This window comes from Grimontia celer, assembly GCF_900055185.1.
GTDB classification, from domain to species: Bacteria; Pseudomonadota; Gammaproteobacteria; order Enterobacterales; family Vibrionaceae; genus Enterovibrio; species Enterovibrio celer.
In genome coordinates this window covers 421,026-433,559 of sequence record NZ_FIZX01000002.1, presented here as the reverse complement: position 1 = coordinate 433,559, position 12,534 = coordinate 421,026, and the positions used below count along the sequence as shown (strand labels likewise).

Genomic DNA, 12,534 nt, shown 5'->3' with positions numbered 1-12,534 from the left:
ATACGGAAGTTATTGCCAAGCATACAGGAATTATAGTTAACCATACTTTACTATGGCTCATCTCTTTCACGTAAAATAGCCCCAAAAAAAGGGGGCAAACTGCCCCCATTTAACACTTAGCTTAATGCGCGAACTCAACTTCTAATTTGAGTTGGTCAAGGTATAAGCTTGAATTCCAATCAAATGAGTCCAAATCATCATTCATGGCCAAGAGTTTTAGCACACTGCCATTGAGCACTGCATTGTTAAGTGCATTTAGCCCGTTTTGATTAAGTTCGCCTTCTGGGCTACTGCCCCCATTAACCCGTGCTGGAATGACAGCAAGTAAGCAGTCATCGTTCCCAGTTTTACAGGGGGAGGCGAAGCGTGACGCGACATCTTCAACAGTTAACGTTTCAGACTGGTCGCCGAGGAAAATATTTGCATCAGCATAGTTCCAAGAGTTATGTACAAGCTTTGCGCTGGTAATAACGGCGCCTTGTGGAATCGTGCTTAGGTCAAACGCAAAATATGCACGCGTTTTGGTGCCGGTAAACACCGGATAGCGTTCACTCCAAGTAGAGTGTATGCAAGGCGTCTCTTCTCGGTTGCCATCAGCATAAGGGTCGGCGTAAGGATCGATAACTTCCAAACAGTAACCCATTTGACCGTCATAAGTATTGAGCGTGTCAAACTCTAACGTATCCTGAACAAAAAGCGTTGAACGGTCGACTGTTACCAATGGAATGTGGAATTCTCCACCAGCATCATTACTTTCCAGGACTACCTTCGCTTTCTCTTGCGCCCAGTTTTGCCCAGAGTAAGTGACTGTAAAGTTTTGGTGGGCGTAGAAGCCTAGTCCAGTCAAACTCGTTGGTGATACTTCCCAGTTAGTAGCTGGAATACCATCTGTATCGACGACTGAAATATCGCTAACAGTTAGTTCCTGTTCACCTAAGTTTGAGACTTTTATATCAACTTCTGCGTTAGCCGCATCATTTTCAGGCTGACGAACCTTAACGGCAGCACCGTTGTGTTCAACACCTCTCCATTGACGATCAACTTGAGCTTGAACAGTTAGATATGCCTGGCTTCCATCAAGCACCAGCGTTCTGCTGTATGGCTTACCATAACCTGCCACTCCCTCGGTATGATCAAGAAAAAACTGCATTGATGTTGGTTCACTGCGAAGAATTTCCCCAGCATCAAGATTTGGCTGATTCTGCTCCGCTGAAATAAGGTATGAAATCGATTCCCACTGTTCTCTTGTTGCCGTAGGGGAAAAGGGTAACTTGGTGGTGATTCGCCCTAAATGGTCAGTGACTACGGATTTGCCAAAGCCAAAATTGCCTTCACCTTTTAAGATAATATTGGCATATGGGGCTGGATTACCTTGCGTATCAACTACATTAAAATCAGCACGAATCCAAGGACAACGACCCGAATCAGTAACTCCACAAGGGTAATCAAAATTCCACCAGCTAAAGTGAGACACCTCTCCTACATACTTCCCGTCTATTAAGACAGCTTCTCCCTCTTCTACCCAATTTCCTTCTTCATTCAGGTGCCACAAAGGGATCGTCGCCGGAGCGGTTTCTGGGTTAGCTACAGCAATACTGACAGTTGCTTTTTTTCCATTTCTCAACACAACTTTGCGATTGTCTGCGGTTGTAAGAGTGGCAGCGACAACGCCGAAAGAAATGATATCGACTTCTTCAGGCTCCCCGTCTATACCAGTTGTAATACCGGTAAATCCGCCGGGGAAAGTATCAAGGAATGAAGAGTCTGAAGGTGTAACAGAAGTATGGCGAACTCTGACGGAGCCTGTATATTCGGTACCATCTTCTAGTTCAAAAGCGTCTTCTGGAAATTCGAAGGTTGCCTGACGATTATTCCAATCAATGCCGCTAATAAAGGTACCACCCGAGGTTCCACTCACGGTATTTACGTAGCCGTAGGCCAGACGAATCACTTCTGCGTTGTATACACGACTGCTATCGATAGTAATGGCCTTGGAGTAAGGGAAGTAGCCATCGCGGGTGATTGTGAGTGTATAATCGCCAGATGGAATGTTTTCTAAATTGAACTCGCCAGAATCTCTCGCCCCCAGACTTTGTGCATCATAAATGTTGGATACGCCTTCAGAGCCAGTTAAGGTCAATGTGTAATCATTGATATAACTATTGCCTGTTGTGTAGTAAACACGGCCTTTCAATGAACCTGCATTGTTCAGTGCAATCTGAGAGCCGGTTACTTCAAAATCATAACTAGCAGATCCGCTACGGTCACCCGTTAGAGTGAAAGCAACAACATCAAGGCGATAGTTCCCAGATATATACTTTCCGTTATAAGTAGAAGGTAGCGGTGAAGTAGCTGCATCAAACGTAAAAGTAGGCCCAATACCAACAAGGTATCCGTTGATATACCATGATTTGATTATCTTACCGTAGGCACTATCCGTAGAAGGAACATTAGCGTCAATTGTAAATTCTGTCGCCGAGTCAAAAGTAAATGCTTTTGGGTAGCTCTCAGGTTTGATTATCTCGATGGGTAGGGAATCTTTAACATCAAGCTCAACATTTATATCGATTGAACCAATACCTTTGACACCTTCCAAGGTTTTTCTTACCGTCGTGACTTCGTTCGCTACTATACGAATAGTTTCTGCAAATCCAGTCGCTAAGTGCGCATTTTCATTGCCTTGGCTCCCATCATGAACGGTAAACACCAGAGAGTAATAACCAGATTCAATGCTACTATCGAGTTTGCTTTTGAGCAGCCAATAGTTATCGTCAAACTCCAACTGCTCAACAGATAGGACTGGTACATCATTACCTTCACTATCTTTGATTCCAATAGATGAATTCGGAGATAGCGCGATATCTTTAGGCCATAAAACCTCGAAATCTAGCGTGCCATTTCCCTCTTCCATAGTAAGTTCAACGATAGAGGTTACTGTTTCTGAAGGCTGAACTCTGACTGATTGCTGCCCGCGAGCGAACTCAACACCATTTTTATCTTTTGCGATAACGGTAATTTGCCAGCTACCAACTACAAGACCATCAATTACCTGAGCACCTCGACTATTCGCCTCAATATCGAAAGATTCTCCATTTGGGCCGATACCTTGAACAAGAAAAGTATCGGCTTCCAAGTCTAATGTAGGCTCCGAAGTAGTGTTACTTGTGCTAGTAAACTCTGTCGAATAAGTCTCTGTATAACTTAGCGTATTTTGACTACTTGAATTTGTATGGCTGTAGCTCGCCTGTGAAACAGCGCCAGATGGTTGAAATTGATATTCGTTAGTTTCATCCATTAAAGCTAATGTCAAACTACCAGTACTACTTGAACCAGCAGAGCTTCCCCCTTCACCGCTTCCATTACACGCAGCCAGGAATAGGGAAAACATCAGCATGTAAACGTAATAATATGTCCTTTTTCCGTTCATAATGCTCTCTTTTCGTTAGTGATTGATGCCTTTTTTATCCCTATAAAACGGGATAACCTAAAAAACTTAATCGACTAAAGACGAATATTTCTGGTGTATTTACATACTGTTACTTCTCAACATCTTAAGAAAAGTCTTATTGATTTCATTCAGCATTAGAATTTGATCGCAACAACGACAAGTATCAATATTGTCAGTAGAAGTGAAGGGATATGAGTGACAGTTGGTATGTAGTCTTAAGTAGCACTCTTTCAATAAAAAATCGACAACACAATGAATGAACCCATATAGATCTATGCTTATGTTTTATATGTCAACATGAACAAGAAAAAACGGATGACTGTTTACAAAGTGTTACTCTGGATAATTGAAAACAATCTCGAGTTACTGAATATTAGTATTCACAATATGAAAATTGGCTAGAAATAATCATGAAAAAATATAGCGTTCTGTATCTGTGTGACTCCGAGTCTTATCCTTTTACTTTTATAAGCTTTAACACACTAGATATGCATGTGGAAAAAATTGGCTATAGAAAGGATAATAATGAAATACTTTTTAACTCAATTAACACTTCAGAGCGTAGGTACCATTCTGTAATCATAAGCACTAAAGATTATAAAGAAGATTTTATAAGAAACGTTACTAACCTTGCTGGCCTTCATAATTCAATAAAATTTGTTAGATGCTCATCTCTATCACGTTCGGAAAGGATTTCATTGCTTAGAAATGGCGTGGATGACGTTATAACTTCGGATGTTGATTGTGACGAGCTGGCTATTAAGACCTTCAATTTGGTCCAACGAGTTTTTTGTTGCTCTTCGGATGAAGGCCACAACTTCACCATTAGGTTCGGAAAATTAAGAGTTGATCCTGAAAATAGGCTCATACAGATTGGAGAAAAGACCCACTCTTTAACTGATGGCGAACATCAAATACTATTGCACCTGATTGGAAATAGGGGCAAGTATACTTCGAGAAAAGAATTATCAAAAGCCATAGGGAAGAACCATCATTCAAATAATAGTAGATCAATTGACATGCTAATAGGGAGGTTAAGAAAAAAGCTACTGGATAACCCCAAAATGCCCGAATATATTGTCACATCACGAGGAAGAGGTTATATGCTCATTGATAGAGCTTGATATAAAAACAACATCAAGTCATTCGTTTCATACCCTTATTTCCATAGAAAGGAGACTATTAAACTACTGATCTATCTGAATTGATTCTTCAATTAGACCACACCTTATATTTTATGTTGGCACTGTTATTAAATTATCAATTTCATAGCCTTTTGGACAAAATCATTTTCCTTGTTGTCGCACACTGATTGCGTTTTAATCACTTCTCGACTTACTCTCATCGCGCAAGGATTGCTGCCCCATGCTGAAAGCGCCATTCCTTTTATCTTTGTCTTGCTTTGGAGCACAGGCTTTATCGGTGCCAAATTTGGCCTTCCCTATGCGGATGCTGCCACTTTCCTCTTTATTCGCATGGTGTTGAACGTTTTGGTTTTTGTGGTGATTCTGGGCGTAATGAAACCTGTGATGCCCAAAGGCAAAGTACTGTTTCACGTTCTAGTGTCTGGGCTTCTAATCCACGGTTTTTATCTCGGCGGGGTGTTTGCGGCGATTGGCTTTGGCATGCCTGCTGGTTTGTCATCTTTATTGGTTGGGTTCCAACCGATCCTCACGGCGCTGATAGTGATTAACCTTTCCAGCGAGCGTCTTAACCCAGCACAATGGGTTGGCCTACTCGCAGGTATTCTCGGTATCGCACTGGTCGTGCAAGGTAAGATGAGCTGGAATATCGACGCTCAGCCTTTCTATGCTTACCTCTTTGTTTTCCTTGCATTGCTAGGCATCACCCTTGGCACTTTGTACCAAAAGCACTTTTGTCAGGGTGTTGATTTGGTTGCCTGTGCGATGTGGCAATATGTCGCAGCTGGTGTGTTCTTTTTGCCAATTGCTTGGTTGGTGGAGGGCTTCGAAGTGACTTGGTCGTTAACGTTCACCCTCACCATGATATGGTCAGTACTGGCGTTGTCAGTCATTGCGGTGTTGCTCTACCTCTACATGGTTGGACAAGGCGCAGCATCTAAAGTTACCTCTGTCATTTATCTGGTTCCGCCCGTTACCGCTATTCAGGGGTGGCTCTTTTTCGATGAAGCATTTTCAACAGCCACCATTATTGGCTTTGCAGTGTGCGCTCTGGCAGTGTTCCTTGTAATGCGCGCGCCCAAACTCAGTATTAGTCGCTAACGAAAACAGCCCTCCTGACAACAGGAGGGCTAAGCGAGTTAGGCCGACTTCTTCGGCGTCAGCGTTTTGGTATACAAACTGCTGCCGACCAAATCTTTCAGCGTCACCTTCATTTCTTCCGACTCACCGTCAATATCAACTTGCCCAAAGAACTGTAACCCCGCTGAAGGTGGCAGATTAATTTGCCCACCTTCCGGATGCTTGCTGAACAAGACCTGTGGGCCAAAGGTGTTATCCATGTCGTTCGGGCCAAACGTACCCGCATGGAGTGGGCCAGAGACAAATTCATGGAAAGGTTCGAAGTCCTGGAATTGCGCCTTGTTTGGATCGTAGTAATGTGCAGCGGTGTAATGAACATCTGCCGTCAGCCAAACTACGTTTTCAATTTTGTTTTGTTTGATAAAACGCAGCAGTTCAACCATTTCGAGCTCACGCCCTTTGGGTTGTCCATCACCATTCGCCATGTTTTCGAAAGTTGATTTGGTTTTCCAGTCATCGTAAACAATCATGCCTATTGGCATATCTGAAGCAATCACCTTCCAGGTCGCTTTCGATGCTAGCAATTGCTGTTTTAGCCAAAGGATCTGCTTGCTACCAAAGAACACAGTGTCAGCTGAAGACTCGGTTTGGTTGTTCGCACCATTGTCAGCACGATAACTGCGCATGTCGATGCGTAAACACATCCAACAGTGGGCCATAATGAAATTTGCGGTAAATACGTTGAGGATCCGCAGCCGAGCTGCGGATAGGGTTCATTTCGAAGAAAGCACGACGCGCTCGGGCTGAGAGCAAAGCGACGCTCTGCTCGTTCTGGTAACGTTCATCGTTTAACACCTCGGCCGGATACCAGTTGTTAACCGTTTCGTGGTCGTCCCACTGCACGATCATCGGCACTTCGTTGTTAAACGCTCGGACGTTCTTGTCAATCAAGTTATAAGCGAAATTGCCACGGAACTCTTGAAGCGTTTCTGCCACTTTGGCTTTTTCCGGCGTGACAATATTGTTCCACACTTCGCCGTTTTTCAGCGTGACTTCTTCTTTCAATGGGCCATCAGCATAAATGGTGTCACCACAGTGAATAAAGAAATCAGGTGCTGTCTGGCGCATGGTTTCGTAAATACGCATGCCACCCCATTCTTCGTTGATGCCCCAACCCTGACCCGCGGTATCACCAGACCAAAGAAAACGAATGTTAGATGCAACTGCTGGCGGAGTATTAAACGAACCCACCACTGGCTCACCCCAGCTCTGCCAGTCTTCTAAAGACTGGTAGCGCACACGATAGAAAACTTTCTGACCAGGTGCTAAATCATTGATTGCCAGTTTGCTGGAAAACCCGGTTTCTGCCAGCGCATTTGGTCCTTGTAGAGTGATGTGCTTTCTGAAATCTTGGTGATAGGAAATGTCGACCCACATTTGGGCTGGGGCATCAGACGAAGACCACAGAATGGCTTCCCCCTGAGTCACGTCGCCACTGGCAACGCCATAAGGGGTGCCCGGTCGTTTACTGTCACCACGCGCAAATGCCGGTGCGATACCGCCAAGCATCAATGTGCCCGAGGCGGCCGCTGAACCCGCAATAAAACGACGTCTGTTGATTCCATTTTTTGATTGTTCTGACATTGCGTTCGTCCTTTTCGAAACTGAAAGAAGCCAGCACAACGTCAATGAACGCTATGCTGGCGGAGCAAGCTTTACAGTGGAAAAAGACAGCGTAGTGATCGTCAGTTTTCTTCTACATGACGGTATTGAGACAAAGATAATGCATTGACTAATTTTCAATGTCTTAGATAACTATCTTACTTCTGAAACGAAAGAGATTTTGGTACTTTCTTGTCATCCGCGCTCATTATTCAACCACTTCTGCGCCTGGCTCTGATGACGTCGTACCAAATAGCCGCTCGCAGTGGATCCAATCCTTCACGCCTTCTTCTTTGCTCACGTTCACCACACATTGACCCGTCAGCAATCTCACTTCGGTTTCTTTCTGAAGGTCATACTGCACTTTCATCCCGTAGATGAAGTCTGGTATTCGGTAGATGTAGAAACCTGCAAGCACGATCAACACAGCAAGGATAGGAATCGTGATTTTCTTGTGTTCCTTGGCGAAGTCGAACAAAACTTCTAGGTTACTCATGGCTTTCCCTCGCGAACTCTTTGTTTGTACAAAAGATATCCAATTGAAAAACGTGTGTATACCCAAAACCAAGGATTAGCCGTCCTTTAGTGGCTAAATTTCGTTCTCAACTCATGCCATTCACATTCCACTCCCCCACCAGCGCAACGCGCTATTTTTTGCGCGAGAATAAGGATTAATTGAATAAATCGTGGCGACTATTAAATTGAATTGACTTCTTATTCAACTATGACGACATTTCATGCTTTCTTTTTTATTGAGAATGATGGAATGTCTCAAACACATCTTGAATCTCAGGACACCGCTTCCTCGCCGAAAAAATGGCAAATGCCGGATACGCTGATCCTGATCTTTTTTGTCGGCCTATTTGCCGCAGCTATGACATACCTGATCCCTATCGGTCAGTTCGACAGTCAACAAGTCAGCTTTATGGTCGACGGTGCCGAAAAATCCCGAACTGTTATCAACCCGGAATCCTTCCGCTTGATCACTGATGAGGCGGGTAATGTGGTTTATAACCCAGTCCAGTTCTTTGCTTCTGGTGGTGGTATTGGCCTGATGAACTTCCCATTTGAAGGCCTGGTTTCCGGCTCGAAATGGGGTTCCGCGATTGGCGTCATCATGTTCATGCTGATCATTGGTGGGGCTTTCGGCGTAGTGATGCGCACGGGTACCATTGATAACGGTATTTTAAAGCTTATCGATAAAACCAAAGGCAGCGAAGCGCTGTTTATCCCTGTGCTGTTCCTATTGTTTTCTCTTGGTGGCGCGGTATTTGGCATGGGTGAAGAAGCGGTCGCGTTTGCGATTATTATCGCTCCGCTGATGGTACGACTCGGCTACGACGGCATTTCTACCGTGATGGTCACTTACGTTGCGACACAGGTTGGTTTCGCAACGTCTTGGATGAACCCATTTTCTGTTGCTATCGCGCAAGGCATCGCTGGCGTTCCAATCCTGTCAGGCATGACATTCCGCATGGCGATGTGGGCGGGCTTTACGCTGGTGGGTATCGCTTTCACCATGATGTACGCTTCGAAAATCAAAGCGAACCCGAAAGCGTCGTACAGCTTTGAGTCTGATGCCTACCTGAAAGACAAAGCAATGGAAGAAAGCGAACCGCGTTGGGGCTTTGGCGATACACTCGTGATCCTGACTGTTCTGGCGACTACTATTTGGGTCGTCTGGGGTGTAGTCATGCACGCCTGGTACATCCCAGAAATTGCGTCCCAGTTCTTCACCATGGGCTTTGTGGTAGCCATCATCGCTATCATCTTCAAGCTTAACAACATGACCTTTAACGACGTTGCTGACTCGTTTAAAGAAGGCGCAAGCATCATGTTGGCACCGGCTCTGCTGGTCGGTTTCGCAAAGGGTGTTTTGTTGATGCTGGGTGGCGGTTCTGACGAGCCAAGTGTATTGAACACTATCCTTCACAATGCGGGCAGCACCATCAGCGAATTACCGTCAGCGGCTGCAGCATGGCTGATGTACGTATTCCAATCCGTGTTCAACTTCTTCGTGACATCCGGTTCAGGTCAGGCGGCGCTGACCATGCCTCTGCTGGCACCTTTGTCTGACATAGCTGGTGTAACACGTCAGGTTGCGGTTCTGGCTTTCCAGCTGGGTGACGGCTTTACCAACATCATTGTACCGACATCTGCTTCATTGATGGCTACACTGGGTGTGTGTCGAATTGATTGGGGTAACTGGGCGAAGTTTGTCTGGCGATTTATGCTTTTACTTTTTGTAATCGCAAGTATCACAGTTGTGAGTGCACATCTCACTGGCTTCGCGTAAGCTTAAAGCATTAACGACATGAATGAAGGCGGGATGACAATCTCGCCTTTTTTGAGTTTTAACGACCCATAAAATTCTTAAAAATAAGAAATTACGTAATGACGAAGTGTATTGAAGGAAACAAAATCGACGGATTGTCAGTGATTTCATCACTTGATGTGAGCCAATTGGATGCAGGCGCACACAAGTTTTGGTTCCGCGCGGCAACCGATGCTTTGGCACAGTGGCAACATCTTCCTGTCTGGGTGTTTAAAGGTACTGAACCAGGCAAGAACATCATGATCACCGCAGGTGTTCATGGCGATGAATACAACGGTGTATTGTCAGCACAAGCCATTGCACGCGCTTTACGAGGCAAGTCGCTGAAGGGCTGTGTGACTATCGTCCCAACCGTCAACCTGAGCGGTATGCTGCACCACAGCCGTGATTTCTTTTCCTCTGACCCAGACGTTTCCTGTGGTAACCTGAACCGGCACTTCCCGGGCAATGCGCATGGTAACGAGCCTCAGCGTTACTTAGATCCGATCTGGCGTAACCTTCTTCAGCCAAATGCAGATTTGGCGATTGACCTGCATACGCAAACTTCAGGCACATGCTATCCACTTTATGTGTTCGCAGATTACCGCCTGGATGATGCCGTGAACATGGCCCGCATGATGAATCCTGATGCCATTCTGAACGATCCAGGCGACCCGGGAATTCTGGAAACCGTTTGGAACCAGAGCGGTATTCCAAGCATTACGGTTGAAGCCGGTGTCGGCCGTTACACTGACATGGAAATGGTGAACCGTACGGTTCGCGGTGTTCTCAACATCTTCACTCTATACGGTTTGATCGATGGCGAGTTTGCAGCCGTGGAGCCTGCAATTGAAAGTGCCCGCGTGACAAGTATTCGCGCTGTTCAGGGCGGTTTTATTCTTCCACAAGTTGAATTGTTACAGACAGTAGAGAAAGGTCAGGTGTTGGCGATCCAATACGATAGCTTTGGTGAAGAAGAGCACCGTTACCATGCGCCTGAAGGTGGTGTGGTATTGAGTCACAATGTCGAATCCATGCGTGCAGCAGGTTCACTGGTTATTCGTCTAATACACCCTGGTGCAACACTCTGATTTTTCAGTACTTCCCGATTTGACATGCAAAATCATAAAAAAGCGCGCCGAATCGGCGCGTTTTTCTTTTCACTATTCTAACCATTTGTTTTTAAGACACTTTGTATATCTTCTTTCTCTGGCGCACATTTTGCTGGGATCTCTGCTTTACTCAATGCATGGCATATCTTTCTCAGAAAAATGCAATTATTCGAATGGCTTAACGAGCAAAGACAACTTCTGCTTACCCGCATCCGAACGCATTTCGTTCATGCGACAGCAGCGTTTGTCGCACTGTCCTGCATGGTGTGGCTGGTTATTCCGCATCCAGTGATCCCAGTCGCCATTGGTCTCGTTCCTCTCGCCATTCTTATCACCCTGTCCCAACCGGTATTGCTTGGTCTACTTTTTATCGCCTTTTCCTTTTTCCGGCTTCACGAGGCATTTGCACCGCTTTATAACCTTAAGTTCCCGCTTCTTTTGTCGCTCGGTACCCTGACAACACTCGCCTGGCATATCGGCCTCAGCGGCAAAATCAAAATGTGGACATCCAAGGAACTAAATGCCTTTTATATCTTTTTTGCGCTGGTGTTTATTGGTATTCCCCTCTCCAGCAACGTGGGCGAAGCCATCGCCTATTTCAAGAACATCTACGTGAAAATCGGCATCATGACACCAGCCTTGGCGTGGCTTTTAACCGGCATACATCACTATCGCAATGCCATGATAATGATCACTGTGTCCGGCACTGCTGTTGCGATTGTGACCATGTTCAACAAAGTAAACGGCATCGGCATGGTGGAAGGAACGCGCGTCACCGTTGGCCGAGAGTTAGGCTCTGTGCTTGGCGACCCTAACGATTTAGCTTTGGTACTACTATTCCCCTTCTCTTTTACCATCAGCATCCTGATGACACCCGGCTTATCGAAGAAAACCCGCTTTATGGCTTTTCTCTCTGCCATTGCTATATTCTCCGCGATTATCGCAACACAAAGCCGCGGCGGACTGCTGGGCATTATGTCTGCGGTTGGTGTGTTGGCTTGGCGACGGGTGAAATCAAAAACCCTGCTGTTCATTGGTGGCGGTATTGCCGCAGCAGTGTTATTTGTGGCGGCAGGGATAAGCGGCCGTAAATCAGGTGGTGCTGCAGAGGAAGGTCTTGACGCCTCTGCCGCTGGTCGCCTATATGCGTGGGAAGCTGCTTTTTATATGGCGGTCGACAACCCATTCTCCGGTGTCGGGTTAAACAACTTCTACTTCAACTACTTTGAATATTCCAAGCATTGGGATGGCTTAAACCATGCTGTACACAGCACTTGGTTTGGCGTATTGGGTGAAACGGGATTTATCGGGCTTATCGCCTTTATGGTCATGACCATCACAGTGTTCGTTTCCGCAAAACGCGCGACAGGCATCGTTATGGCTAACCCAGTCGAATATGGGCCTGTCATCCGCGCTATTTCTGAAGGGCTTTATTCTGGCATCGTCGCCTTCTGTGTGTCAGGGACCTTTCTCACCCAAGGCTTTACTTGGCCTATTTATATCCTCTTAGCGCTGACAGCCTCAGTATTCAGGTATGTGTCGCTTCGAGAAGCAGATCTTTTTGAGCAAAGGAACCGCTCGGTAAAACAAGTAGACGACGACAATCCCGAGCCAGAGCCGCCCCCAAATCCATTCGCAAAAAAACGCTAATTACACGTTAATCAGAAACTTGGCAAAGTCCCTGCATTATCTCTTTCAGCACTCTTCCAACCTTTTGAAATTGGCAGGAATCGCGCTCAAATTGGTCAAAGTGACAGTCAAAGTCATTTTCAAAGT

General features: G+C 45.6%; 9 protein-coding genes. 5 read left to right on the top strand and 4 right to left on the bottom strand.

The features are described 5' to 3' along the window. Window positions 1-121 precede the first annotated feature (121 nt). Window positions 122-3,427, bottom strand: coding sequence for a carboxypeptidase-like regulatory domain-containing protein (locus tag GCE9029_RS12105; protein WP_157487810.1), 3,306 nt, complete (start codon window positions 3,425-3,427; stop codon window positions 122-124). 515 nt (window positions 3,428-3,942) lie between these two features. Here GCE9029_RS12105 and GCE9029_RS12100 point away from each other — a divergent pair. Both GCE9029_RS12100 and GCE9029_RS12095 read left to right on the top strand, forming a co-directional pair. Then, window positions 3,943-4,572, top strand: coding sequence for a winged helix-turn-helix domain-containing protein (locus tag GCE9029_RS12100; RefSeq protein ID WP_197475359.1), 630 nt, complete (start codon window positions 3,943-3,945; stop codon window positions 4,570-4,572). A 231-nt stretch (window positions 4,573-4,803) separates the two neighbouring features. Then, entirely contained in the window at window positions 4,804-5,691 is an 888-nt protein-coding gene (locus GCE9029_RS12095; RefSeq protein ID WP_231870091.1) for a DMT family transporter, read from the top strand. Window positions 5,692-5,729: 38 nt separating this feature from the next. On the opposite strand, the gene GCE9029_RS26525 is transcribed toward GCE9029_RS12095, so the two are convergent. From GCE9029_RS26525 to GCE9029_RS12085, 3 genes are all read right to left on the bottom strand, one after another. Continuing rightward, window positions 5,730-6,374, bottom strand: coding sequence for an alkaline phosphatase D family protein (locus GCE9029_RS26525; protein ID WP_197475358.1), 645 nt, complete (start codon window positions 6,372-6,374; stop codon window positions 5,730-5,732). Further along, complete coding sequence (locus GCE9029_RS26520; protein WP_197475357.1) at window positions 6,337-7,314, bottom strand: alkaline phosphatase D family protein; 978 nt, start codon at window positions 7,312-7,314, stop codon at window positions 6,337-6,339. Before GCE9029_RS26520 ends, GCE9029_RS26525 begins: the two co-directional genes overlap by 38 nt. 226 nt (window positions 7,315-7,540) lie before the next feature. Next, on the bottom strand, window positions 7,541-7,828 hold the full coding sequence (locus GCE9029_RS12085; protein ID WP_062663507.1) for a hypothetical protein: 288 nt from the start codon (window positions 7,826-7,828) through the stop codon (window positions 7,541-7,543). 327 nt (window positions 7,829-8,155) lie between these two features. Here GCE9029_RS12085 and yfcC point away from each other — a divergent pair, with 327 nt between their 5' ends. The 3 genes from yfcC (at window position 8,156) to GCE9029_RS12070 (ending at window position 12,408) form a co-directional block, all read left to right on the top strand. Then, window positions 8,156-9,628, top strand: a complete 1,473-nt coding sequence (gene yfcC, locus GCE9029_RS12080) for a putative basic amino acid antiporter YfcC (protein ID WP_062665633.1) — start codon at window positions 8,156-8,158, stop codon at window positions 9,626-9,628. A 98-nt stretch (window positions 9,629-9,726) separates the two neighbouring features. Then, window positions 9,727-10,737 carry a succinylglutamate desuccinylase/aspartoacylase family protein gene (locus GCE9029_RS12075; RefSeq protein WP_062663506.1) on the top strand — a complete coding sequence of 337 codons (1,011 nt, stop codon included), beginning with the start codon at window positions 9,727-9,729 and terminating at the stop codon, window positions 10,735-10,737. Between the two features lie 180 nt (window positions 10,738-10,917). Next, window positions 10,918-12,408, top strand: coding sequence for an O-antigen ligase family protein (locus GCE9029_RS12070; protein ID WP_062663505.1), 1,491 nt, complete (start codon window positions 10,918-10,920; stop codon window positions 12,406-12,408). The last annotated feature ends 126 nt before the right edge of the window (window positions 12,409-12,534 follow it).

Bases quoted from the DNA above. Each gene is read 5' to 3' on its own strand.
- GCE9029_RS12105 (WP_157487810.1), bottom strand. From the start codon at position 3,427: ATGAACGGAAAAAGGACATATTATTACGTTTACATGCTGATGTTTTCC.
- GCE9029_RS12085 (WP_062663507.1), bottom strand. From the start codon at position 7,828: ATGAGTAACCTAGAAGTTTTGTTCGACTTCGCCAAGGAACACAAGAAA.
- yfcC (WP_062665633.1), top strand. From the start codon at position 8,156: ATGCCGGATACGCTGATCCTGATCTTTTTTGTCGGCCTATTTGCCGCA.
- GCE9029_RS12070 (WP_062663505.1), top strand. From the start codon at position 10,918: ATGCAATTATTCGAATGGCTTAACGAGCAAAGACAACTTCTGCTTACC.
- GCE9029_RS26520 (WP_197475357.1), bottom strand. From the start codon at position 7,314: ATGTCAGAACAATCAAAAAATGGAATCAACAGACGTCGTTTTATTGCG.
- GCE9029_RS12075 (WP_062663506.1), top strand. From the start codon at position 9,727: ATGACGAAGTGTATTGAAGGAAACAAAATCGACGGATTGTCAGTGATT.
- GCE9029_RS26525 (WP_197475358.1), bottom strand. From the start codon at position 6,374: ATGTGTTTACGCATCGACATGCGCAGTTATCGTGCTGACAATGGTGCG.